General features: G+C 47.5%; 22 protein-coding genes. 4 read left to right on the forward strand and 18 right to left on the reverse strand.

Annotation, left to right across the window (positions count from 1 at the left end; all coding sequences use genetic code 11):
• Positions 1-189: transposase (locus BLU30_RS11470; RefSeq protein WP_479691034.1), on the reverse strand; the 189-nt coding region annotated here is incomplete at its 3' end.
• A gap of 1,097 nt (positions 190-1,286) precedes the next feature.
• On the opposite strand from BLU30_RS11470, the gene deoD reads away from it, so the two are divergent.
• On the forward strand, positions 1,287-2,009 hold the full coding sequence (gene deoD / locus BLU30_RS11475; RefSeq protein WP_090246530.1) for a purine-nucleoside phosphorylase: 723 nt from the start codon (positions 1,287-1,289) through the stop codon (positions 2,007-2,009).
• A 63-nt stretch (positions 2,010-2,072) separates the two neighbouring features.
• Here the strand turns inward: deoD and BLU30_RS11480 are convergent, their stop codons facing one another.
• Positions 2,073-2,759, reverse strand: a complete 687-nt coding sequence (locus BLU30_RS11480) for a TIGR03936 family radical SAM-associated protein (RefSeq protein WP_090246532.1) — start codon at positions 2,757-2,759, stop codon at positions 2,073-2,075.
• Positions 2,740-4,575 carry a TIGR03960 family B12-binding radical SAM protein gene (locus BLU30_RS11485; RefSeq protein WP_090246533.1) on the reverse strand — a complete coding sequence of 612 codons (1,836 nt, stop codon included), beginning with the start codon at positions 4,573-4,575 and terminating at the stop codon, positions 2,740-2,742. Before BLU30_RS11485 ends, BLU30_RS11480 begins: the two co-directional genes overlap by 20 nt.
• A gap of 362 nt (positions 4,576-4,937) precedes the next feature.
• Between BLU30_RS11485 and BLU30_RS11490 the strand changes: the two genes are divergently transcribed.
• A complete protein-coding gene (locus tag BLU30_RS11490; RefSeq protein WP_090246535.1) occupies positions 4,938-6,482 on the forward strand; it encodes a Na+/H+ antiporter NhaC family protein in 1,545 nt (514 codons plus the stop codon).
• Positions 6,483-6,556: 74 nt separating this feature from the next.
• Here BLU30_RS11490 and BLU30_RS11495 read toward each other — a convergent pair whose 3' ends face one another.
• From BLU30_RS11495 to BLU30_RS11505, 3 genes are all read right to left on the reverse strand, one after another.
• On the reverse strand, positions 6,557-7,135 hold the full coding sequence (locus BLU30_RS11495; protein WP_176770923.1) for a TetR/AcrR family transcriptional regulator: 579 nt from the start codon (positions 7,133-7,135) through the stop codon (positions 6,557-6,559).
• A 201-nt stretch (positions 7,136-7,336) separates the two neighbouring features.
• Positions 7,337-8,503, reverse strand: a complete 1,167-nt coding sequence (gene thiI / locus BLU30_RS11500; protein ID WP_090246538.1) for a tRNA uracil 4-sulfurtransferase ThiI — start codon at positions 8,501-8,503, stop codon at positions 7,337-7,339.
• A 9-nt stretch (positions 8,504-8,512) separates the two neighbouring features.
• Positions 8,513-9,682, reverse strand: coding sequence for a cysteine desulfurase family protein (locus tag BLU30_RS11505; RefSeq protein WP_090246540.1), 1,170 nt, complete (start codon positions 9,680-9,682; stop codon positions 8,513-8,515).
• 151 nt (positions 9,683-9,833) lie between these two features.
• Here BLU30_RS11505 and BLU30_RS11510 point away from each other — a divergent pair, with 151 nt between their 5' ends.
• Positions 9,834-10,430: a helix-turn-helix domain-containing protein gene (locus tag BLU30_RS11510; RefSeq protein ID WP_090246542.1), complete on the forward strand. Its 597-nt coding sequence runs from the start codon at positions 9,834-9,836 to the stop codon at positions 10,428-10,430.
• Here the strand turns inward: BLU30_RS11510 and BLU30_RS11515 are convergent.
• From BLU30_RS11515 to BLU30_RS11550, 8 genes are all read right to left on the reverse strand, one after another.
• Positions 10,419-10,955 carry a hypothetical protein gene (locus BLU30_RS11515; RefSeq protein ID WP_090246544.1) on the reverse strand — a complete coding sequence of 179 codons (537 nt, stop codon included), beginning with the start codon at positions 10,953-10,955 and terminating at the stop codon, positions 10,419-10,421. The two genes, BLU30_RS11510 and BLU30_RS11515, sit on opposite strands and share 12 nt — an antisense overlap.
• Before the next feature lie 118 nt (positions 10,956-11,073).
• On the reverse strand, positions 11,074-11,892 hold the full coding sequence (locus tag BLU30_RS11520; RefSeq protein WP_090246545.1) for an RnfABCDGE type electron transport complex subunit B: 819 nt from the start codon (positions 11,890-11,892) through the stop codon (positions 11,074-11,076).
• A gap of 13 nt (positions 11,893-11,905) precedes the next feature.
• The gene (gene rsxA, locus BLU30_RS11525) at positions 11,906-12,478 is read right to left on the reverse strand and encodes an electron transport complex subunit RsxA (RefSeq protein WP_090246547.1); all 573 of its coding nucleotides are present in this window, start codon (positions 12,476-12,478) and stop codon (positions 11,906-11,908) included.
• On the reverse strand, positions 12,475-13,101 hold the full coding sequence (gene rsxE / locus BLU30_RS11530) for an electron transport complex subunit RsxE (protein ID WP_090246549.1): 627 nt from the start codon (positions 13,099-13,101) through the stop codon (positions 12,475-12,477). The genes rsxA and rsxE overlap by 4 nt, the downstream gene beginning before the upstream one ends.
• Entirely contained in the window at positions 13,101-13,724 is a 624-nt protein-coding gene (locus BLU30_RS11535; RefSeq protein ID WP_090246551.1) for an RnfABCDGE type electron transport complex subunit G, read from the reverse strand. Before BLU30_RS11535 ends, rsxE begins: the two co-directional genes overlap by 1 nt.
• Positions 13,724-14,704 (reverse strand): RnfABCDGE type electron transport complex subunit D, encoded by a 981-nt coding sequence (locus BLU30_RS11540; protein ID WP_090246602.1) that lies wholly within the window; start codon positions 14,702-14,704, stop codon positions 13,724-13,726. The genes BLU30_RS11535 and BLU30_RS11540 overlap by 1 nt, the downstream gene beginning before the upstream one ends.
• Positions 14,705-14,725: 21 nt before the next feature.
• Positions 14,726-16,060 (reverse strand): electron transport complex subunit RsxC, encoded by a 1,335-nt coding sequence (gene rsxC, locus BLU30_RS11545; RefSeq protein WP_090246553.1) that lies wholly within the window; start codon positions 16,058-16,060, stop codon positions 14,726-14,728.
• Positions 16,061-16,206: 146 nt separating this feature from the next.
• The gene (locus tag BLU30_RS11550) at positions 16,207-17,652 is read right to left on the reverse strand and encodes an aminopeptidase (RefSeq protein ID WP_090246555.1); all 1,446 of its coding nucleotides are present in this window, start codon (positions 17,650-17,652) and stop codon (positions 16,207-16,209) included.
• Positions 17,653-17,816: 164 nt separating this feature from the next.
• On the opposite strand from BLU30_RS11550, the gene BLU30_RS11555 reads away from it, so the two are divergent.
• Positions 17,817-18,629: an MBL fold metallo-hydrolase gene (locus BLU30_RS11555; RefSeq protein WP_090246556.1), complete on the forward strand. Its 813-nt coding sequence runs from the start codon at positions 17,817-17,819 to the stop codon at positions 18,627-18,629.
• A 4-nt stretch (positions 18,630-18,633) separates the two neighbouring features.
• Here the strand turns inward: BLU30_RS11555 and BLU30_RS11560 are convergent, their stop codons facing one another.
• Genes BLU30_RS11560 through mutL form a run of 4 tightly spaced genes read right to left on the reverse strand, consistent with a single transcriptional unit; the run spans position 18,634 to position 23,711 of the window.
• Positions 18,634-19,581, reverse strand: a complete 948-nt coding sequence (locus tag BLU30_RS11560) for a DUF896 domain-containing protein (RefSeq protein ID WP_090246558.1) — start codon at positions 19,579-19,581, stop codon at positions 18,634-18,636.
• Between the two features lie 9 nt (positions 19,582-19,590).
• The gene (locus tag BLU30_RS11565) at positions 19,591-20,883 is read right to left on the reverse strand and encodes a methionine gamma-lyase family protein (protein WP_090246560.1); all 1,293 of its coding nucleotides are present in this window, start codon (positions 20,881-20,883) and stop codon (positions 19,591-19,593) included.
• A complete protein-coding gene (gene miaA, locus BLU30_RS11570; RefSeq protein ID WP_090246562.1) occupies positions 20,883-21,830 on the reverse strand; it encodes a tRNA (adenosine(37)-N6)-dimethylallyltransferase MiaA in 948 nt (315 codons plus the stop codon). Before miaA ends, BLU30_RS11565 begins: the two co-directional genes overlap by 1 nt.
• Positions 21,831-23,711, reverse strand: coding sequence for a DNA mismatch repair endonuclease MutL (gene mutL, locus BLU30_RS11575; protein WP_090246564.1), 1,881 nt, complete (start codon positions 23,709-23,711; stop codon positions 21,831-21,833). It abuts the gene before it with no gap.
• Positions 23,712-23,740 lie beyond the last annotated feature (29 nt).

The following is a 23,740-nucleotide window of genomic DNA, read 5'->3' on the forward strand; positions in this document are numbered from 1 at the left end:
GATGAGGACCACCGGATCGATACTGGGGCGGCCATTATCCAGGCAGTATTGGTCTTCGACCAGGTCATAGATGAAGTCGAAGCTGATGGCTTCATCCACTAACCTTAGAATATGGTCCCTTGGTACGATGGTATCCATGGTGATGATCTGAGATTGTTCTCGTATGTTTTTTTCCCGTTTCGTCAGCATCTTTTTTTCCTCCGCTTTTGATGTTTTTATTATATCACGGATGACGTTCTCGCTTCTCTTCCAATCGAAAAAAAGCCATAGAAACTTTATGGGTTTCCATGGCTTTGTCGACAGTCTGAAGCCACCATTATGTATGGTGGCTTTTTCAAAAACTGCAAATGCCGACCCGTCACATTATTTGTAACCAGTCGGCATCAGCAATGTTGTTCAATTACCATTTCCTTGGGACTCACCCCTTTCAATCCTTACCATAAAAACTTATGACAAACAGGACTTCATTTGTTGTGGCGACACTTCGTTCCTCATCCCTTTTCAAATCATGTGGGTTATCATTAAAGTACGGGAAAGGCTCTTGCCTTTATCCACCGCATCATCCTTATCTTTTACTAAGCCGATGATATGAACTCGGTACCACTTCTTTTATTTGCCTATAGTATAGCACCTTCAAGCTTTTTTGTAAAGCCTTTTCATTCGATTTTAATTCTAATTTTTTGTAACAAGGCGTCCAAAAACTGACTAAGACCTGCTTCTCTTAACTGACGAAGCAGGTCTTAGCGTTCAGATTCAGGTTTCATGTCTTTTGGACTCACCCCTTTCGAATCTTACATTATCAAAGTCGAATTCTCATTCTTTACAGAAGCGCCAAAATCTTCTTTGTTCTCATCCCTTACTACTTACGCTTTCGTCGAATATAAGTTTCTTGTATTTAAGAACGCTTAAGTCTCTATATGCTATAAGTCGTCTGCTTAAATAACCATTCGCTTACTCCCATAAGGTTCAGGCTTCTAACTTGTTTATCAACCTGATAACAGCAACCTCACCAATGTGTGTAATACATTTTCTTCTTTACAAGCATTTGGTTGGTTTCTCACCTGTTATCTTTCTCTGTAAAGATGTTTCTCCTTTGATTTGATTACAGTATAGCACGTTTTCATTGTCTTGTAAAGCATAATCATTTAATTTAAGAATTCTATAATCAAATTTTTTTATAAAAAGCACCCCATCTTAGCATTGATATTTTTATGATTTCATCCTATAATAGAATTAGATTTGAAATATTATTATCAGTATTAAAAAAAGATTATTAGGAGGCTGATATGTCTACAACACCGCATAATATCGCGCACCCCGGTGATATCGCTAAAACGGTTTTAATGCCTGGAGATCCCCTCCGCGCACGTTTTATTGCCGAGAATTATTTGGATAATCCACGGCTTTTCAATAATGTCCGTGGGATGTTAGGCTATACTGGTCTCTACAAAGGGCATTCTATTTCTGTTATGGGTTCTGGTATGGGGTTACCCTCCATGGGTATCTATTCTTACGAGCTTTTTAATTTTTATGGGGTGGATAACATCGTCCGTATTGGTAGTGCTGGCAGCTACACTGAAGAACTTCCTTTATACTCTATGGTATTGGTCGATTCCTGCTGGAGCGAATCCACCTATGCCCAGGCTCAGTCTGGTGACGACTCCCCCATTCAGTATCCCGATAAAGAACTCAACGACATTCTATCGCAGACGGCCGATCGCTTAAATATTGAGATTTTCCGGGGCCCCATCCATTCCTCCGATATTTTTTACAATGCTCCCGGTTATGGTGATTTCTCTGCCATCCGTGAAGCCCATGGATGTATCGGCGTGGAAATGGAGAGCTTTTCTCTCTTCCACAACGCTAAGCTTTCTGAAAAGAAAGCGGCTTCCCTACTGACGGTGAGTGATAACATGCTGACCATGGAATCCCTGGATGCCCTGGAACGAGAAAAGGCCTTTACCAAGATGTTCCACCTGGCCCTTGAAAGCGCCATAGCCTTCCACTAAAAAATAAATGCCATACCCCACAATTTTCTTCTGTGCGGGGTATGGCATTTTTTATCAACGCTCTTAGAAATCATCGTCGACCAGCTGCTGCATAGATTTATGCAATCCAACAGTGGCATCAACAGTAAGCTCTAAATCTGCAAAATCATTCAGCGCCGTCATGACGAGAAGTGGCTTCACACATTTTTGGTCGATATACACGACGTCTAAATCAAATCCTAGGGTATCCCTCTTTTTTCCAGTATAAGCTAAAGACTGGATAAAGGGACGAATATCCGCTTCCTGCATGCGCCCCTTTTTATTGCGTTTTTCAATCAAAATGGTCTCTTGATCCATGAATCGAGTAATGGATTCATGGTAAATGGGATCTGATTTTTCATGCTTTACGCCATAAAAGGTGATGTGATAACGGGCACTGCTCAGACTAGCACTTAAAGAAGGGGTTCCCGGCCGGATAATCCAGGCTTCGGTAATGACCATACCCACGGGCAGGACGGCATTCATCCCCTTTATAAAGGACTTTGGTTCCATCTCTTCCAAAAGCCCGATATCCCCATACTCAGCATCAGAGGTCAACCCCAGAGCCATAGCTCCTGAAAAAGCCAGCCTAGGGTGTGGATTAAATCCGCTGGAATAAGCCATGGGAATCTCTGCCCGGCGAAAAGCCCGCTGAAATAATCGCTGCTGGTCTAAATGGGAGATGAGGCGCAGGGTCTCTCCTCGTTTAAATTTAAATCTCATGGTTGCCATGACACTGCCATCCTTTCTCAAAGCTCTGGATTCCGCAGCCACCACAGCCACTGCGACAATCAGTGGTCAGAGATTCTGCCATTGCTTTATCCCATTCCCGTCCCAGGAATTCCTTTGTCACACCCATATCGATGAAATCCCAGGGTAGCACTTCCCCAAAGTCCCGGGTTCTCAGGGCGTAATCATCCCCATCGATCCCCGCCTGGGCAAAGGCCTGTTGCCATTTTTCTTCACTAAAATATTCATGCCAGCCATCAAACTTACAGCCAAGTTGATAGGCATTGTACAGTACCTGCCCCAGCTTACGATCTCCCCTTGCAAAAATGGCTTCGTAGTAGCTGGTGGCAGCATCATGCCAGTTGTATTGGATTTTCCGACTTTTAATGGCACCCTTAAGCAGCTGCTGTTTTTCTCTAAAGGCCCCCTGGGGTTCCTGGCCCATCCACTGAAAGGGGGTATGGGGCTTCGGTACAAAGCAAGAAGAGCTCAGAACAATTTTAACCGCCTTATTCCGTTGGTCTTTATCCACAGCGTAGTACTGCTCCAGCACCTTTTCCGCCAAATCAGCGATACCGGTAATATCCTCAGTGGTTTCTGTCGGAAGTCCCATCATAAAGTAAAGTTTGATATGCCCCCATCCCTTTTGAAAGGCATTGGACACCGTTCCCATAAGGTCTTCTTCTGTCACCCCTTTATTGATAACATCGCGCATACGCTGGGTTCCAGCCTCTGGTGCCAGGGTTATCCCGCTTTTTCTGATTTTTTGAATTTCCTCCAACATATCAATACTCAAGGAATCAATACGCAGGGAGGGCAGGGAGACACCGATCCGTTTTTCCTGGTAGCGCTCCACTAAATCGTGGATCAAGGCCTCAATCTGGGTATAATCCCCAGAGCTCAAGGAGGACAGGGCAATTTCCTCATAGCCGGTATTCTCCAAAATCTTCTGAATATTAGACTCGATACAGTCCAGGGATTTTTCCCGTACCGGACGATAAATCATTCCAGCTTGACAGAAGCGACAGCCCCGACCACACCCCCGAAAGATTTCTGCGGTCACCCGATCATGGATCGTCTCAGTAAAGGGTACGATCACCTGTTCCGGGAAGTACACCTTCTCAATATCCTTAATAAAGCGCTTTTTGATATGGACTGGTTCACCGCTTTCCTTCCAAATCAATCTGCCATCCTCGGCCCGGGTACATAGGCTTGGGACATAAATACCCTGAATCTGAGCCGCCGCCTTGAAAAAGCACTGACGATCACCGAGGTTCTGACGATAGCACTTAAGGAGATCGAGAATCACCTCTTCCCCTTCACCGATAACGAAGAGATCAATAAAGTCTGCCAGAGGCTCTGGATTACAGGCACAGGGGCCTCCTGCCAGAATAATGGGAGTGTCCTCTTTCCGTTCTTCGGAACGCAAGGGGATACCGGCCAGATCCAGCATATTTAAAATGTTGGTAAAGCTCATTTCATATTGAAGGGTAAAACCCACCATATCAAAATCCATAAGTGGATCCGCACTTTCCAAGGCAAAGAGTGGAAGATTTCGAGTGCGAAGCTGTTCCTCCATATCTGGCCAGGGTGCAAATACCCGCTCACAGGCAATATCCTTTTGATCATTGAGAAGGGCATACAGAATTTTTAGCCCCAGATGGGACATCCCCACCTCGTACACATCAGGAAAAGCAAAGGCAAATCGGATGGTGTCTGCGGTTAATTCCTTGTGAACAGACCCGATCTCATTGCCTTGGTAGGTTACTGGTTTTTTGACCAAGGGTAAAATCTTTCGTTCTAATTGTTCTTTATCCATAATTCCTCAATCTTTACGTTTTTTAGCTTGTCAATTTTACCCCATCCATGGCTTAAAGTCAATGAAGGCTCATGGCAGAATCCAGTTCTCCAGCCCACTCAACACAGGGATACCCAAAGGTCTGCTGTACCATAATTTTAAAAATTGTGATGAAATATACATTGCTTGTGTGTTCGTTCTTCTTTTTTCAAAAAATTATCTTTCATCTATTATAGACTGCATCGTCTATAATGAGGTCTGTAAGATGATTGGTCAAGATATAAAAAACTCTCCACCTAAAAAGAAAATCCCTGCTTTAGTTTTACTTAAGTCTATGATAGAATTAAAAGGCAATTTTAGTATTTATGTAGAGGAGGAAGTATATGGAAACAATCGATGTTGGACTTTTGTCTTTGGTTCCACCGATTATTGCCATCGTTTTGGCCCTGTGTACCAAAGAAGTCATCTCTTCTTTGATCATCGGGATCCTTTCCGGTGGTCTGATTTATGCTTTAAATACCGGAGGAGGCATCGTCGAAATGAGTGCGATTTCCTTCGGTGCAATGGCTGAAACCGTTGGGAGTCCTGGTAAATTTAATATTATTTTATTTTTGGCACTCCTTGGTGCCCTAGTATGTGTTGTCACTAAGGCTGGTGGTTCCCGTGCTTATGGTAACTGGGCATCGACTAAGATTAAAAACAAGAAGCTAGCTCAGCTGGCCACCAGCTTTTTAGGGGTTTTGATCTTTATTGATGACTATTTTAACTGCCTGACGGTCGGTACTGTCATGAAGCCAGTTACGGATAAGTATAACGTCTCCCGTGCAAAGCTGGCCTACATCATCGATGCAACCGCTGCTCCAGTCTGTATTATTGCCCCTATTTCCAGTTGGGCAGCTGCCGTGGGTTCAACCCTTTACGAAACCGGGGCATTTTCCAACGAATTGTCGGCATTCTTTGCCACCATTCCCTATAACCTGTATGCCATTTTGTCCATTATTATGGTGGTCGTATTATCTGTGACCAATCTGGAATTTGGGCCTATGGCCAAAGCAGAATGGAAAGCAGAGCATACCGGGGATTTAGGCGCTATCGACTCTGATCCTGAAGAGGAAGCGGCCATTTCCAATAAGGGAACGGTTTGGGATTTGGTAATCCCCATCGGTGCATTAATTGTCTTCTCCATCCTGGCCATGCTCTTTAACGGTGGTTATTGGTCTGAGGGCCTTTCACTGAGTGAAGCTTTTGGGAATTGTGATGCTTCTGCTGCACTGGTCCTTGGTGGATTTTGGGCGATTGTAGTCACCTTCCTGCTCTTCATTCCCCGTAAGCTGATTTCCTTCCGGGAATTCATGGATGGCATTGGGGACGGCGTAAAAAGCATGGTACCGGCCTTTATCATCCTGACTTTGGCCTGGACCATTGGGTTCATGTGTCAGGATTACTTAGGGACTGGCGTTTATGTTGGCCATTTAGTGGAGTCCAGCAATCTGCCCATGGAAATGATTCCGGCCATTGTCTTTTTAGTCGCTGCAGGCTTATCCTTCTCCATTGGGACAGCCTGGGGAACCTTTGGTATTTTTATTCCCATCGTGGTGTTTATCTGCCAGGCCTCTGCTCCAGAGCTTATGGTCGTCACCTTATCCGCCACCCTGGCTGGTTCGGTTTTCGGGGATCATTGCTCCCCCATCTCAGACACCACTATCCTGTCGTCCACTGGTGCTGGCTGTAACCATATGGAACACGTCTCCACACAGATTCCCTATGCCATTACTGTGGCAATCTGTTGCTTCATCGGTTATATCATTGCAGGATTCTCCTACGGAAATATCCTGCTGACTCTGGGCTCCGGCATCCTGTTGCTGGCTGCCGCCCTCATTATACTCCATCGATTTTCCCAGAAGAAGTTAAACACTCCTGAAGGTTGATGGAATGTGTTTCGTGTCGTGATTAATAAAAAATCCTAAGGTCGTGAAACCCGACCTTAGGATTTTTTTGTTTTCTATGAATTGAATATCGGCTCCAAAAGAAGGGCTAATTCTTCGTCAATGCGCTCTTCTGGCATTTTAAGGACAGGGAGGGTGAGACACATCCCACTAAGAAAATGAGCGAGATGCCTGCCCCATTGAGCAGGATCTATCTCTTTAAAGGCTCCGGTTCCAATGCCGTAGCTTAAGAGCTCCCGGAGCATTTCTGCCATATCGTCAAATTGCCATCGCCTTATGACCTGCTCCTCTTCATTCTCCTGGAAAAATTCGTAGGTAGCTAAGGTTAGTGTCGGCGTATCCCCCAATATGGAGGCCTTGTGTTGTTTGATGTAATCCACGAGGATATCTCTGGGGTCCTCCTGCTGATCTAAGGCCATCATAACTGCCTCTTGGCTTTCCACGGCTTCCTGGCGAAACACCTCCAGGAAAAGCTCTTTGGTGGAGTTAAAGTATAAATACAGGCCTCCCCGGCTAATACCACAAGCCGTAACAATATCCTTCATGGTCACTCGGGAATAGCCCTTTTTCATAAAGACTTCCCGGGCCTGGGTTAAGATAAAGGCCCGCTTTTTTTCTGATTTTGAATAAGCCAAATCCATTCCTCCCACCGTATTTAAAATGACACCTATGTCATAATTATACTTTTTTTGGGGAATGGCGTCAAGAAATGGCGTAAAACACCTATGCTGGCTTTCAGGATTCCTCTGATCCATCTTCCCAATACCCGCAACGATTAAAAAAGAGCGTGCGCTAAGCGCTCGGCTCCGTAAGGAAAGACTCCCTTCGTCTCCGGACTATACCCGGACGATTTCTGCGTCGGCGATGGCTTTTTCAATCATGGGGCCGGCGATTTTCTCCATTTCAATTTCGGATTTTTCGATCATCTCCCGCTTTGGCTTTGTTTCTGGATGCTTGGGCACAAAGATGGTACAGCAGTCCTCGTAAGGTAAAATAGACGTCTCAAAAGTTCCAATGCGCTGAGCAATTTCAACAATTTCCTGTTTGTCCATACCAATCAATGGGCGCAAAACTGGCATATCCACCACCGCATTAGTTGCCCCAAGGCCTTCCTGGGTTTGACTGGCCACCTGGCCCAGGCTTTCCCCGGTTATGAGGGATTTGGCGCCGTTTTTTCGGGCGATTTCTTGGGCAATGCGCATCATATACCGCCGGATGATGATGGTCGTTTGACGCTCGGGGCAAATTTCGACAATTTTTGTTTGGATTTCCGTGAACGGGACGACATAGACATCCATACGCCCTACGTACTTAGCCACGATCCGACCTAAGTCAATAACCTTTTCCTTGGCGCGATCACTGGTAAAAGGAAAGCTATGGAAATACACACAGATGGGCTGAATGCCTCGCTTCGCCATCATATAGCCCGCAACGGGGCTGTCGATGCCTCCAGATAGAAGGAGGGCACTTTTGCCAGAGCATCCCACGGGCAGTCCTCCACCACAGGGGATAAATTGGCTGTAGATATAGGTTTCCTCCCGAACCTCCACCCAAAGATTCATATCCGGGTTTGTCATATCGACACTGATTCCGGTGCCATCCAGGGCTTTTAAAATAACAGCCCCCATATGACGGCCAATATCCGGAGATTTCATGGGAAAGCGCTTATCACTGCGCTTCGCGGTGACCCGGAAGGTCTTGAAACTCCGTGCCAGAGCTTCTTCCTCCACGGCCGTCTCAATGGTTTCTAATACACTTTCCACCACCACTGCCGGGCTGATGGACACAATACCAAAGACCTTTTGCACGGATTCCAGGGCATCCTGAAACTGTCCATCATCCACATCGATAATAATGCGCCCCTGAACCTTTTTAACAACAACGCTATCGAGGTAGCGCAGGGTATTTCGAATATTCTTAACCAATAAATCAATAAAATAATTCCGATTCAGACCTTTTAAACTGATTTCGCCGTAGCGGACTAAAATTACATGCTTTGCCATGATTCCTCACTATTTCTTTTTAAAATTCATCCATTTTTGCAGTTTAGCAGCTTCCTCTGCAATCACAGCGGCCCCTTCCCGGACCTCAGCCTCCGTCGTCAATATCGAAAAGCTGATGCGGATGGTGCCCTCGGCAAGATCCACAGGGAGATGGATGGCCTTAAGCACCGATTGCTTTTCCTTTTTATGGGAGGAGCAAGCAGAGCCGGTGGATACATACACGCCTCTGGCTTCCAGACTGTGAAGCAGCACCTCCCCCCGAATCCCTGGAATGGAGGCACTCAGCACATAGGGACTTCCCTGGGGGTCCCCATTAAAGCAAATACCTTCTATACCATTTAGTGCTTCCACCATTATGGCCCTGTACGCCGCCATGCGCCCGTGGAGGTCCTGGGGTTCCTCCTCCATCACAGTGATGGCCTCATCAAAGCCTAAAATGGATGGGGTATTCTCCGTACCGGAACGTAATCCCCTTTCCTGGCCGCCGCCGAGTAAAAGCGGTTTGATACGCAGTCCGCCTTTGAGATAGATGGCCCCAATTCCTTTTGGTCCACAGATTTTATGGCCACACAGGGTAACCGCATCCAGCTTGCAGGCTGTCACATCCAGTGGCTCCTTCATGTAGCCCTGGACATAATCGGTATGAAAAACACAGTCGGGATTGGCCCCCTTTATAATCGACCCAATCTTTTTAAGATTCTGGATAGTCCCAATTTCATTATTTACACCAATGATACTGACCAGAATAGTCCGGTGATCTACCGCCGCTTCCAGTGCTGCTAAATCGACATGTCCCTGGGAATCCACTGGCAACCATACAACATCAACTCCGTGTTCCTCGTAAAGCTTGAAAACATCCTTAACGGCAGGATGCTCAATAGTTGTGGTGACGATACGGGCAGTCTTGAGCACATCCGGCCGTTTGATTTCTACCAGACCCTTGATAAGGGTATTATCCCCCTCCGTTCCCCCGGAAGTAAAGATAATTTCCTCAGATGCGGCCCCCAGTGTCTTTGCAATATGGGACCGGACTCCTTCAATCTGCTTTTCCATATCGATACCCAGATTGTACAGTGCCGAAGGATTGGCATAGCCGGATTCCAGAGCTTGGCACATCCGCGCGATCACCCGTGGATGGGGACAGGTCGTCGCCGCGTTATCTAAATAAATTTTTTTCACATTTTTCCTTTCAGATGCTTTACTTTAGCCTTAAAAAAATATAAGATTAAACTATATTATTCTTTAAAAGATAATTTTGCAATTGCAATTAATCTCTGATTCGCATACTATTAAATAATAACATATTCTTAGGATAATTGAAGAGGTTCTGATGAATAAATATAAAAAACTCCGTAAAGAAATCAACATCTCCCAAGCCCAACTGGCGGAAATGCTTGGTGTTTCCCAAACTGCGGTGAGTCAATGGGAAACGGATAAAAATTATCCGGATGTGAACACCCTCAAGACTCTGGCAGAAATTTTCTGCGTTTCTACAGACTATCTTTTAGGTATGGATGCCAGCCGGATTCGAGAGGTCAACGAGGTGGTGGTTTACACCCGTATTCCCGCTGGAGTCGATTGGGGGAACAATATCGATCGGGATGGTACCGAGGAAATTCCCGGAAGGCTCCTCGCTAAGGGGCGGGACTATGTGGGTTATAAGATTGTAGACAAGAACCTGTCGCCCATTTTTGAAGAGGGAGATGTACTTATCATCGAATTGACCGATCATTGTGAAAACGGTGATCTCGCTATGGTCCAGGTCAGTGGCTATGATGCTGAGGTTCGCTATGTTTTCCATACGACACAGGGCATTTTGATCCAATCCGTAGTGGCGGGACGTCAGGACATGTTCTTTCCCACAGCCCATAAAGAAAAGCCCCGGATCATTGGGGTGATCCGGGAACTCAGGAGACTATTTGGATAGCTTATCAATGAGGGCACGAATGATTTGACCCGGTAATGCCTTCGGGTCTTTTTTAAGGATTTCCCTGATTTCCTCACCGACGTAATATTCTAAATCATCCGCCGTTAGATCGTAGCCATCATCAACCGCTAATTCAGCCAACTTTTTAAAGAGCTTCTTTCGCTTTTCACCCAATCGGGTTTCTTCACTCTTGCCATCATGGATGACATTGGTGACAAAATCATCCATCATTCCAGAAAATAATTGGACGAGGGTTTCCTTCTTCTCACCATGATCCAGGGAACGCTCTTTTTCTTTTACCTGCTCTTTATCCGATTTTTCGTCAGTCTCGATAATTTCTTCCAAAATACTTTCTTCTGGATTTTCCGGCAGGGTCGCAACAACAGGAAAGCCCTCTCCCATCATCATTGGATCCGTCAATAAATAGCTACCTGATTCGATGAGTGTTTCATTATACCGCTCTAATTCATCATGATCCTTTTTGATTTGTTCAAAAAATTTTTTAACACTATCGTTGCCCATCATAATACCTCCATCAAATAATTAAGGAAGTATGGGTTTTTAACCTGCTTCCTTTTTAGGATTTTGCAGATATTATACCAATACTCCCTTAAATCACTACATATTCGCTTGCTCGATGGCTTTAACCGTTGATTTTAACAATGCGGTCTTCTTTTACCACAGCACCCGTTGGACATTTTTCCACGCAGGCACCACACTGGGTACATAAATCATAGTTAATATGAGCCAGATTATCGGTAACTGTAATCGCACCCGTTTCACAGACTTTGGTACATGCCTTACAACCAATACACCCGCAGGTGCAAGCTGTTCGAACGATTTTTCCCTTGGCCGTTGACCGACAATCCACATGGATAACCTGGTCGTAGGGTGTCAGGTTAATCAGGTTTTTCGGGCAAGCCGCAATACATTGGCCACAAGCCGTACAGGCATCGGGGTCGACGATGGGCAGGCTTTTGTCCCCCATGGTCAATGCGCCAAATTGACAGGCTTCCACACAGGAACCCATTCCCATACAGCCAAAGCGGCACTCTTTGGGGCCGCCACTGGCAATCATGGCTTCCCGACAGTTTTTAATGCCATAATAATCGGCCCGGGTAGGGGCATGTTCGCAATCACCATTACAATGAACACAGGCAATTTGGGGATCGGTATTCCCCACACTCTCACCCATAATCTCTCCCACTTCCACCGCTGTGGATGGTCCGCCCACTGGGCAGGCATTGGCTGGTGCATCGCCTTTGACGATGGCTTCTGCCAAAGCATCACAGCCGGGGTAGCCGCAGCCTCCACAATTAGCGCCAGGCAGAGCCGCTCGTACCAGGGGTATGCGTTCATCTTTTTTGACCTCAAACACCTTTGAGGCGATGGCAAGACCCGCTCCAAAAATCAGGCCCATGCCACCGAGGACCAGGACCGGGATTAATAAGTCGTTTAACATATCCTTTTCCTCCCTATATCATTCCTGAGAATCCCAGAAACGCAATGGCCATGAGGCCAGCCGTTACCAAGGCAATGGGGAATCCCTCAAAGCACCTGGGGATATCCGATAGTTCCAGACGTTCCCGGACACCAGCAAAAAGCACAATGGCCAGGGTAAAGCCCACAGCCCCAGAAAAGCCATTGACAATGGTTTCTAAAAAGTTGTAGTTACTCTGGATGTTTAAAAGGGCCACCCCAAGCACTGCACAGTTGGTGGTGATCAGAGGCAGATAGACCCCCAAAGCCTGATAAAGTACCGGACTCACTTTTTGAATAACCATTTCTACCAGCTGCACCAAAGCCGCAATAACCAAGATAAAGGCGATGGTCTGGAGATATACCAGATTAAGGGGAACCAAAATGGCGTACTGCACCATATAGGTAATGGCCGAGGCCAGGGTCATAACAAAGGTAACAGCCACCCCCATACCGATGGCAGTTTCAATCTGTTTTGAAACCCCCAGGAATGGGCAAATCCCCAAGAAACGGGAGAAGATATAGTTATTAACGAAGATGCCACTAACGACGATGATTAGAAGATTCATGAGAGCGCATCCTCCTTACTTTCTTTTTTCTTTTCAACACTTTCTGTAATTTTATTGATTAATGCGATACACAGGCCCAGGGTTAAGAACGCCCCAGGTGGCAGAATCATCAGGATGACCGGTTCAAAGCTCGCACCAAAGAGACTAAAGCCAAAAATGGAACCCGCACCCAGGATTTCCCGGATTGCACCTAAAACCGTTAAAGACATGGTAAAGCCCAACCCCATGCCAATGCCGTCGAACATGGAGTCTAGCACCCCATTAGTAAACGCAAAGGCTTCTGCCCGGCCAAGGATAATACAGTTAACCACGATAAGGGAGATATAAATTCCCAGGGCAGCATACAATGCAGGAACAAAGGCCTCCATAAGCATCCCTACGATAGTAACAAAGGATGCAATAATCACAATAAAAGCCGGAATCCGAATATTATCGGGAATCACCTTTCTCAGTGCAGAGATAACCACGTTTGAGCCAATAAGCACCACCATGGTCGCCAGCCCCATCCCCAGACCATTGATGGCCGAGGTAGTAACGGCCAAAGTCGGACACATGCCCAGGAGTAAACGGAAGGTTGGATTTTCTTTAATCAACCCATTGGTGAGGTTTTGTAAATGCTTCATTATTTTTGTCCTCCTACAATTGCTTTGTAAATCTTGGTGGAGGTATTGACGCCCAGGGTCACCGCTTTGGAGGTAATGGTCGCTCCTGTAATGGCATTAATCTGATTCCCTGCGGCTCCGCCGCCTTTAACCACCGCGATTTCCTGGGTTGCATCCAGTCCCTTATACTGGTCCTGGTAGGTTGTTTCCGTGGCACGGGCACCCAGACCAGCAGTTTCATCATTGCTTAAGATAGTGATGCCTGTCACCTGGCCATCTGTCGAAATACCTGTAAGTGTTTCCACCTCGCCACCATAGCCCTTGGGCACTGTCTTAACGGTATAACCCACCAGCTGACCATCCTTATATCCAGCATAAACCTCGGCAACGATATTCGCATTATCGCCAACAGCTTCCTTCGCGATGTCTTCAACACCTGGAACCGCTTCAAAATCTACCGCCTCTGGCAATACCATTTGCCGGGCTTCAATATTCTTTTCTTCAGTCTGCTTGGCAATGGCATCCTTGGTCACAGAATTGGTGAGGGCCAATAGAAGGGCTGCCACTGCTGTGATGATAAAGAGGATAAGAGCCAGCCGTCCGACAGTTTTCCAATCAATCTGGACTTTTGTTTTATCTGACATTATGCCGCTACCTCCTCTTTGGATTTATCTTTCTTTGCCTTTACCTTCTTTTGCACACCGTAAATAGCTGGCTTTATGTAGCGATCCAAGAGCGGTGCCACAATATTCATAAGAAGGATAGAATAGGACACCCCTTCAGGATATCCGCCAACCATTCGGATAATCATGGTTAAAAGGCCACAGCCAACAGCGTAGATGATTTGACCTACAGCTGAACTGGGTGAAGTAGTATAATCCGTTGCCATAAAAAAGGCTCCAAGGATCAGTCCTCCAGAACAAAGCATGACAAGGGGGTCCTGGCCAAAGGGAATGGATAAAACCGCAACTGTCGCCAGGTAAATCACTGGAATCCGCCAGCTGATAATGCCCCGGGCAATGAGGTAAACCCCGCCAATGAGCAGAGCCAAAGCTGAGATTTCACCAATACAGCCATAGACACCATTTGTCCCCAGAAATAGGTCAAGGGTACTGGGCATCATGGATAGATCCCCTGCTTCCTTCAAAATACCCAGGGGCGTGGCCATGGTTACTGTATCCGTCGTAGGAATATAGGCCGTTCCGGTCATCCGTGTCGGCCAGGAGGCTAACAAAAATGCCCGGGCCGCCAGGGCCGGATTCATGAAATTATGTCCGAGTCCGCCAAATATCTGCTTAACAATGACGATGGCAAAGGCTGAACCGATTATGGCCATCCACCAAGTGGCATTCACTGGAAGGTTAAAGGCCAGAAGGATTCCAGTCACCACGGCACTCCAGTCTTTGATGGTGATGGGCTTTTTCATAATCTTTTGACATAGGGCCTCGCAGACAACACAGCTGGCAACACAGATAGCCACCAGCAACAGAGCTTTCACACCAAAAACATACCCGGCCATAGCCAGGGCCGGCAGCAGGGCGATAACGACATTCTGCATAATACTCTGGGTGCTTTCCTTGCTCCGAATATGGGGGGATGAGGATACCGTCAGTTTAAGTTCCATTTTATTATTCACAGTAGCCTCCTAATTTTTCTTTCGAGCAGCCATAATCTGACGCTTGGCAACCCGGATATCCGATACAAGAGTCCGTTTAGCAGGACAAGTATAGGCACAGCTGCCACACTCTATACAATCCAGAGCGTGGTAGGCCTCGCATTTTTCCCAGGATTCCTTTAAAGAATAAGCGGATAAATATAAAGGCTGTAAATGAATGGGACAAACCGAAGCACATTTTCCGCAGCGGATGCAATTGCTGGGCTCACTGATAGCGGCAGCTTCATGGCTTAAACAAAGGATACCAGAGGTTCCCTTCATTACCGGAACATCTGTCTGAAATAGGGTTACCCCCATCATGGGACCGCCGGAGATTACCTTTTCAGGTTTCCTTTCAAAGCCACCGCATTGATCGATGACGTCCTGGTACATAGTCCCAATGCGAACCTCCAGGGTCCGGGCGTCCTTCACCGCATCACCAGTACAGGTAAGCAGGCGTTTGTACAAGGGCATTCCCGTTTCAAAGGTCTCTGCAATCTGAGCGGCCGTTCCCACATTGAGGACCACAACACCTGCATCAGCTGGTAATCCACCCGAGGGGACTTCTCGCCCTGTAACAGCCGTAATAAGCTGTTTTTCTGCCCCTTGAGGGTATTTGGTCGCAAGCTCAATAACGGTAATGGTACCATCTTCTGACACCACCTCCCTCAATTTCCTTATGGCTTCTGGCTTATTGGCTTCAACACCAACATAGCCCGTCGTCACACCTACAGCCCTCATGGCGATGCGCAGTCCTTCCACCACCTTCTGGGGTTTCAGGTTCATTAAATGATCGTCTGCTGTCAGGTAAGGCTCACATTCCGCGCCGTTTAAAATGAGGGTATCCACCTGCTTATCCGGAGGAATACTCAGCTTAACATGGGTTGGAAAAGTGGCGCCGCCCATACCGACAATCCCAGCATCATGAATGATGTCAATAATTGCCTTGGGCTCATAATTTTGGAAATCACCATAGGGCGTGATTTCCAGACAGGGGGTATCCAGCCCGTCAGATTCAATGACCACGGACATGACATTGTCCCCGTTGGGATGGGGGCGTTCCTCTACGGAAATGACCTTCCCTGAAACACTGGAATGGATTGGGGCCGAAACAAAGCCGTTTGCCTCCCCAATCTTCTGGCCAAGGGTCACGGCTTCTCCTTTTTTGACTACCGGAGTACAGGGTGCTCCGATGTGTAGCGACATCGGAATGACCACCGTTTCCGGTACCCTTGCGACCTTTGCAGAGACATCCGCTGTCCGCTCTTTATTGTAAGACGGATGGATTCCTCCTCTAAAGGTCCTTTTCTTTTCTGCTGTTGACAAGATAAACACCTCTTACTCAAATTTTGAATTATATTTTATCACAATTCGTCAATTAAATATAGTAATTCTTTACATAGAAATAAAATCAGCCAGAAATTCATCGTCACTGATAAATTTCTGGCTATTCTTTTATGAGACTTTCCGTTCTAGTCGATAGATGTTAAAAAGGCACGGTAAGCTTTATAGGTCATATACACATCAGCCTTAGAAGTTAGCTCGAAGGGAGCGTGCATACTGAGGACTGGTGTCCCACAGTCTACTACATCCATTCCGTATTGAGCCAAAATCCAAGCGATGGTTCCCCCACCGCCTAGATCAATCCGGCCAAGCTCCCCGGTCTGCCAGACGACATCTTCGCCATCAAAACAGCGTCTGATCTTTCCTAGGAATTCGGCATTGGCATCATTACAGCCTGATTTCCCCCGGGCTCCGCCATATTTGTTGACAGCAACACCTTTCCCTGCAAAGGTGGCATTTTTGAGATCGTGTGTTCCTGTAAAATTGGGATCATAAGCCGCAGTGACATCTGCCGATAAGAACTCCGAGTGCTCCAGACAGCGACGCAGGGTAAGGGCGATATCCCCATCCTCTTTAATTTGGATGAGCTCAGCGACCTGGTTTTCGAAAAACTTAGACTGCATACCGGTGCTGCCATAGCTTCCGATTTCTTCTTTATCCGCCAAAAGTACACATAGAGTCCGCTCTGGGATATGCTGGTCATTATAATCCAGAATGGCTTGGGCGGCACTATAGGCACACACCCGATCATCCTGTCCATAAGCGCCCACAAAACTGCGATCAAAGCCGATATCCCGGGCGGCACCCGCGGGTACCGCTTCTAGCTCCGCACTGGTAAAGTCTTCTTCCGTAATACCATAGTGTTCATTCAGATATTTGAGGATATTAAGCTTGACCGGGTCCTTAATCTCAGCATCATTAAGTGGAATGCTGCCGATCAAGAGGTTTAAGCCTTCACCCACTATGGCATCACCCAGTTTTTTCTGGGATTGCTCCTGGGCAAGATGGGGCAGCAAGTCGGTAATGCAAAAAACCGGATCCTCATCCTTTTCCCCAATGGAAATATTAACCAGCTCCCCGTCCTTCTTGGCAATGGTGCCATGAAGGGCCAAGGGAATGGTCACCCATTGATATTTTTTAATCCCACCATAATAATGGGTTTTAAAATAGGCCATATCATTTTCTTCATATAAAGGGGTCGGTTTTAAATCCAATCGGGGTGCATCAATATGGGCACCAATAATGGCTATTCCCTGTTCAAGGGGTGCCTTTCCCACAATAAAGAGACTGACCGTCTTGCGTCGGTTCAAAATATAGATCCGATCCCCGGGCTCTACCTTTCCTTTTTCAGAAATATAATAATCCAGGGGCTTAAACCCTTTCTTCTCTGCCAACATGACCGTAAATGCAGCACAAAGCCTTTCGGTTTTAGAAACCCCGAGAAATGCTTTATAGCCTTCGCAAAAATGGAAAGCAGCCGTTTGCTCGCCTTCATCCATGCGGTTCCACGCTAAGTCTTTTTTCTGACACAGAGCATCAGATAAAGCCTGATATTCTGTCTTTTGATCATCCATGGGCTTTCTCCTTTTAGTTTAAATTCTTTTATTTTCTATTTTACCCTTAATGAAGCAAAGGCTCAAGGACTATTCTAATCCTTTGGGATGAATTAAGGGGTTGCCATCTTGTCCCTATCCTCCATTTATGTTAGACTACTTCCAAAGCAGAAGGGAGCTTACTGATGAAAAAAGAACGACTTGTTGTATTGGGAACGGGAAATGCCATGGTGACCCGATGCTATAATACCTGCTTCGCCATCCGCCAGGGTAAGGAATATATCTTAGTAGATGCCGGTGGGGGCAATGGTATTCTGCGCCAGCTGGAACGGGCAAGAATTCCAGCAGAGCACATCCACCATCTTATCGTCACCCATGGACATACCGACCATGTGCTGGGGGTTATCTGGATCATCCGAAAAATTTCTGCGATGATACACGCCGGAGAGTATACCGGCACCCTGCAAATTTACTGTTATGCTGAGCTGGCGGATATGATCCGGGCCATTGCCCATATGACCCTGACGCCTAAGCTGACGGACCAATTTGATTCTCGTATCCATTTTGTGAAGGTAGCAGACGGTGAAAAGCATCAGCTCCTTGATTCCACAGTCACCTTTTTTGATATTCATTCTACCAAAATGAAGCAGTTCGGTTTTACCCTGAATCTGATTTCCGGGAAAAAACTGACCTGCCTTGGAGATGAACCCTTTAATCCTCTGTGTGAAAAATATCTTTTGGGTACACATTTCCTGCTTTGTGAAGCTTTTTGCTTATATAAGGACCGGGAAATCTTTCACCCCTATGAGAAGCATCACAGCACGGTTAAAGATGCCGCAGCCCTGGCCGAGAGATACCACATTCCCCACCTGGTACTCTGGCATACCGAGGATCAAACGCTGGATACCCGGAAAGCACGGTATACCAAGGAGGGGAAAAAGGTCTACACTGGAGATCTGCACGTGCCGGATGATTTGGAAGTGGTTAAGCTTCGGTAAAAAGCTATTTTGCCTTTACCCCTTCCACCACTATCCAATCCTTCCCATCCTTTAAATGGATGATGGCGCTGGTAAAACCCACCCGGGAGAAGAGCGCTTCAAACTCGGGGATGGTAAGATTATTCATCTCGTATTTCGCTGTGTTTTCAAGCTGCTTTTCAGAGAGACCTTCCTTCATGTACATTTCGGCAATGAGGAGCAGCCGGCCCCCGGGAGCCATGACACGCAGGACTTCCTTTAAATCGGATTCTAAATCTGGCCAGAAAAAGTAGCTCTCCACTGAGATAACCTTATTAAAGGCTTCGTCACTATAGGGCATGCTGGAAACACTGCCGTGGTGAATTTCCATCTGGCCATCCTGGACAGCATCCTCATTCAGACGGGTGGATTCTTCCACAGAGACCTCCGAATAGTCGATGCCCACATAATGGGCTTTGGGCTGGCGGCTCGCCATCTTCTGAAGGGCTGCTCCACCTCCACAACCAATATCCAGCACCGTATCACCTGGCTGCAAATCCAGAAAATCCAAGGCCCAGTCCGTCATGGGACTATGACTCTCATTCATCCGCTTAATCATTTCCTTACCGGCTTCGCCCTCGGGCTTCCGGGGATTTCCCATTTCAGTCACTGATTTTTCCTCCTGGGCTAACTCTGTGGCCAATTTGTCGGATAAATTGGCCACGTGTTCCTTTTCATCCTCTGTATATTCTGATTCCGCCTTCAGACCGGGGATGATCGCCGAAATATCTACCGATTTTTTAAGGGGACGTTCATTTCCCTGGTCATCCACTAATCGGACATTGTCCAGCTGAGTCTTAAAATTTGAGCGGATACTTTCAATATATGCCGCCCGAAGGGCTTTTTGTTCCCCTTGCTCGGCCTCTGTCAGGCCCTCACTTTTCTTTTTTTTCGCCAGGGCATTAATCCGGGCGATTTGTTCATTGGTTACCATAAAGACCTCCTAATCTAAGGTAATGATTCCTGCGTCTTTCAGACGTTGCAGTGTCAAAATCAGGCCAAGCTTCCCATGGAAATGGGTCAGCCCACCTTGAAAATAAACAATATAGGGTTCCCGCATGGGGGCATCGGCGGAAAGCTCAATGGAGGAGCCTTGGATAAAGGCTCCGGCCGCCATAATAACCGGGCACTGATACCCGGGCATCTCCCAGGGAATGGGTGTAACAAAAGCATCGACGGGAGCCGCCTCCTGTGTAGCCTGGCAAAAGACCTCAACGCCTGCAGCCGTGCCCATTTTGATGCTCTGGATAATATCACTACGATAATCCTCTGGTCCAGGACAGACGGCAAAGCCCAGTTTTTCATAAACCGCAGCCATGAGAATGGCACTTTGCAGAGCCTGGGCCACCACTGTGGGGGCCAGGAAGAATCCTTGTAAAAGGGTGCGGTTAATGGTCCCTGTGGCACCGGTTTCCTTAGCTACCCCAGGGGCTGCCAGACGACAGGCCGCCATATAAACATACTCCTTTTTCCCAGCCACATATCCCCCGGTGGGGGCAATACCACCTCCAGGATTTTTAATGAGGGAACCGGCCATCAGATCTGCTCCCACAGAGACAGGCTCGGCATCATCTAAAAATTCACCATAACAATTGTCCACAAAAGCAACAACATCTGGCTTAATCTCCTTCGCAAAGGCAATGGCGAGCTGGATATCTGCCAGGGTAAGGGCCTTTCGCCAGCTGTAGCCTGTGGAGCGTTGGAGGTAAACCATCTTCGTCTTTTCCGTTATGGCGCCACGGATGCCATCGTAATCGACCTGACCATCCTTTAAATCAACCTGTTTATAGGATATGCCAAAATCCTTAAGGGTACCATTGCCATTATCCCCCTCCTCATAGCCGATGACGGTCCGAATAGTGTCGTAGGGAGCGCCGGTAATGGCTAAAATTTCATCACCTGGGCGCAGCACGCCGTAAAGGCAGAGTGAAATCGCATGGGTCCCCGAGGAGATATGGGGTCGCACCAGGGCATCCTCTGCCCCAAAAACATCGGCATAAATGGCCTCGACGATTTCCCTGCCGACGTCATCATAGCCGTAGCCTGTAGCCGGGTGGAAGTGACGATCGGATAAGCCTGCCCGCTGCATGGCGCGAATCACTCGATATTGATGCATTTCTGCCCGCTCCATCAGGGCATCCAGCTGGGGCTTAATGCTTACGCTGGTACGCTCTACCAAATCCATCACCTGGGGAGATATACGATACTCTTCTTGTAAAAAGGTGTTTTTATCCATCAATTTCCTTCTCTAGTCTTTTTATAATACATGGCCATTTGATCAGCTAAAGCCTCTGGTCCACCAATGGCCTTGAAATCAAACCATTTAATCCGGGCATCTTTTCTGAACCAGGTGAGCTGGCGTTTGGCAAAGTGCCGTGTATCCCGCTTAAGGATACGGATGGTTTCCTCTAAATCCCGTTCTCCCCGGAGATAGGGAAAGAGCTCTTTGTAACCAATGGCCTTTAAGGATGTTAGTTCTGGCCCATATCCAGCATTTAACAGGGCCTGCACCTCTCCCAAAAGACCCTGGGCAAACATCTGATCGACCCGTTCGTTGATTCGGTCATACAGCTCTCCCCGGTCCCAGTGGATACCGGTCATCACAGAGTCATAGATCGTGGGGATACTCCTGGCCTCAGCATCCCACTCTGATTTGGTTCGTCCTGTGACCCGGTAGATTTCCAGGGCGCGGATTACCCGCTTGATATTATTGGGATGCATCCCCGCTGCGGTATTCGGGTCCACTGCCAGCAGTTCCCGATAGAGTCCCTCTGGTCCGTGTTCCCGAACCCGTTCTTCTAAGAGCTGGCGGACTCCCTCATCCCGATTCTGAGCCGTAAAATCCCAGGGTAAAGTGAGGCCATTGATATACAAACCGGTTCCTCCAAGGACGATGGGGACCTTTCCCCGACTTTGGATATCCTGAATACACGCCGTGGCATCCTCCACGAAGTGAGCCACACTGTAGGGTTTATCCGGGGGGACGAAATCCATCAAATGATGAGGTACTCCTTCCATTTCCTCGGGAGTTGGCTTAGCCGTTCCAATGGTCATCTGCTGATAAATCTGCATGGAGTCCGCCGAGACGATTTCACCATCCAGCTTTTTAGCCAGGGCCACACCTGTGGCTGTTTTTCCCGAGGCCGTAGGACCCACCACCACTAATATTTTTTCTTTTTCCATTTAAACCACCCGTTTAAAAAGTTTTTCCAATTCATAACGGCGCACCTTAAAAATGATGGGACGCCCGTGGGGACAGGTAAAGGGATTCTCCAAACCTTCAAGCTTGGTGAGCAGGCTTTTGATTTCATTAATGCCCAGGGTCTGATTTCCCTTCACTGCTGCCTTACAGGACATGGTAATGATCCTCTTGATCTGATCATCTCTCTGGGCTTCAGTATCGTACAGAGCAGCATCTAAAAAGGCTGTAACCAGTGGCGGTTCCTGGGCCTCACCCAGGATGATCGGCACAGAACGGACCATCAGGGCATCCTCTCCAAAGACATCACAATCAAAGCCATAGCGTCTAAGAGGTTCGACTAAGGTCTCAAAATTCGCCGTCACCCGTGGCTCCACGGGGATAGATTGGGGCACTAGCATGGTCTGGGCCGGAAAGGTTTCAGCTCGCTTAAAGCGCTTGCTCAGTTCCTCATACATAAAGGCCTCATGGGCTGCATGCTGATCAATGAGAATGGCTTCCTCCCCCTGCTCCAGTAAAATGAAGGTAAAAAAGAGTTGTCCCACCACCCGGGCATTGGAAAAGTCTACTCGTCTTTGAATGGAGGCCACGTCCTCTTTTCCAGGATCTGCTGGCGATGGACTAAAAGCTGGGGTAGCCTCAGCCACCTGATCGTGCTCAACCCCTTCCTCATAGGGACTTTCAAAGACTTTTTCCACCGCTTCTATAAAAACCGAGGGCTTCTTCGGGATCAACCGCTGCTGCTCCTCAATAGACTCAGCTTCTACCTTCCCCAAGGAAACATCCCTGGTCTCCGATGGTAAATCACCTGAAACCTCTTCCCCTGAAATTGTCTCTAATGAAGGCCCTTCCTCCGAGGCGCTTAAATCAATGGCTAGGTTTTGGCGATGGAGGGCATCCCGAATTCCCTGTTTGAACAGTAGGTGGACCAGACTCTGGTTTAAAATAGCGATTTCAGTCTTAGCCGGATGGATATTCACATCCAACATCCGCCCCGGGAGGGTCATAAAAATAATTCCAACCGGATGACGGTGCTGCATGACATAGCCCTCGTAAGCCGCCTCAAAAGCTGCCATCAGCCCTTTATTTTTAACGTATCGCCCATTGATAAAGATAATTTGTAAATCACGGGTGCTTCGGGTGGCGCTTAAGTCCCCAATATAGCCCGTCAGCCCCATGGGGGTATTCTCCTCATCCAGTGGGACCAGACCGGAAAAGAACCCACGGCCCAGTGTTCCCTCAATGGCATCCTGGAGGCGCCCACTACCTGTAGTTGCAAACTGGCGCTTCCCTTCGATGATGGTGGTAAAGGCAATTTCCGGATGGCTGAGGGCCAGCTTTTCCATGACATCCAAGATAGCCATGGCCTCTGCCTGGGCCTTCCCCAGATGTTTTCTTCTGGCTGGGACATTGTAGAATAAATCTGAAACGGCCAGCACCGTTCCCCGGTCATGGCCGCAGACCCGTTGATTGATGAGCGCACCACCTTCAAAGGTAGTCTGACTTCCCACCTCTTCCTCTAAAAAACGGGTGGTCACACAGACCTTCGACACCGCCATAATGCTGGACAACGCCTCTCCCCGGAACCCCAGGGTCTCTACATCCTCTAAATCATCAATGGTGAGAAGCTTACTGGTGGCATGGCGTTCAAAGGCCAAGGGTACCTCGTTATAGGGAATCCCACAGCCATCGTCAGACACCACCATCCGATCCTTTCCGCCCCCCTCGACAGTAACCGTAATGCGTTTGGCGCCCGCATCGATGGCATTCTCCACCAGCTCTTTAATGACCGATACCGGGCGAACAATCACTTCACCTGCCGCTATTTTATTAATGGTTTCCGAGCTCAACATTTTAATACGCATATCGGTCCTCCTTTGATTGATGATAATGA

The organism is Eubacterium barkeri (assembly GCF_900107125.1).
GTDB classification, from domain to species: domain Bacteria; phylum Bacillota; class Clostridia; order Eubacteriales; family Eubacteriaceae; genus Eubacterium_O; species Eubacterium_O barkeri.

Coding starts and splice junctions, on each gene's coding strand:
- rsxE (WP_090246549.1), bottom strand. CDS start 13,101: ATGAAGCATTTACAAAACCTCACCAATGGGTTGATTAAAGAAAATCCA.
- BLU30_RS11565 (WP_090246560.1), bottom strand. CDS start 20,883: ATGGATAAAAACACCTTTTTACAAGAAGAGTATCGTATATCTCCCCAG.
- rsxA (WP_090246547.1), bottom strand. CDS start 12,478: ATGAATCTTCTAATCATCGTCGTTAGTGGCATCTTCGTTAATAACTAT.
- BLU30_RS11535 (WP_090246551.1), bottom strand. CDS start 13,724: ATGTCAGATAAAACAAAAGTCCAGATTGATTGGAAAACTGTCGGACGG.
- miaA (WP_090246562.1), bottom strand. CDS start 21,830: ATGGAAAAAGAAAAAATATTAGTGGTGGTGGGTCCTACGGCCTCGGGA.
- BLU30_RS11480 (WP_090246532.1), bottom strand. CDS start 2,759: ATGGCAACCATGAGATTTAAATTTAAACGAGGAGAGACCCTGCGCCTC.
- thiI (WP_090246538.1), bottom strand. CDS start 8,503: ATGGCAAAGCATGTAATTTTAGTCCGCTACGGCGAAATCAGTTTAAAA.
- BLU30_RS11550 (WP_090246555.1), bottom strand. CDS start 17,652: ATGGATGATCAAAAGACAGAATATCAGGCTTTATCTGATGCTCTGTGT.
- BLU30_RS11555 (WP_090246556.1), top strand. CDS start 17,817: ATGAAAAAAGAACGACTTGTTGTATTGGGAACGGGAAATGCCATGGTG.
- BLU30_RS11515 (WP_090246544.1), bottom strand. CDS start 10,955: ATGATGGGCAACGATAGTGTTAAAAAATTTTTTGAACAAATCAAAAAG.
- BLU30_RS11485 (WP_090246533.1), bottom strand. CDS start 4,575: ATGGATAAAGAACAATTAGAACGAAAGATTTTACCCTTGGTCAAAAAA.
- mutL (WP_090246564.1), bottom strand. CDS start 23,711: ATGCGTATTAAAATGTTGAGCTCGGAAACCATTAATAAAATAGCGGCA.
- BLU30_RS11490 (WP_090246535.1), top strand. CDS start 4,938: ATGGAAACAATCGATGTTGGACTTTTGTCTTTGGTTCCACCGATTATT.
- BLU30_RS11560 (WP_090246558.1), bottom strand. CDS start 19,581: ATGGTAACCAATGAACAAATCGCCCGGATTAATGCCCTGGCGAAAAAA.
- BLU30_RS11510 (WP_090246542.1), top strand. CDS start 9,834: ATGAATAAATATAAAAAACTCCGTAAAGAAATCAACATCTCCCAAGCC.
- BLU30_RS11520 (WP_090246545.1), bottom strand. CDS start 11,892: ATGTTAAACGACTTATTAATCCCGGTCCTGGTCCTCGGTGGCATGGGC.
- BLU30_RS11540 (WP_090246602.1), bottom strand. CDS start 14,704: ATGGAACTTAAACTGACGGTATCCTCATCCCCCCATATTCGGAGCAAG.
- deoD (WP_090246530.1), top strand. CDS start 1,287: ATGTCTACAACACCGCATAATATCGCGCACCCCGGTGATATCGCTAAA.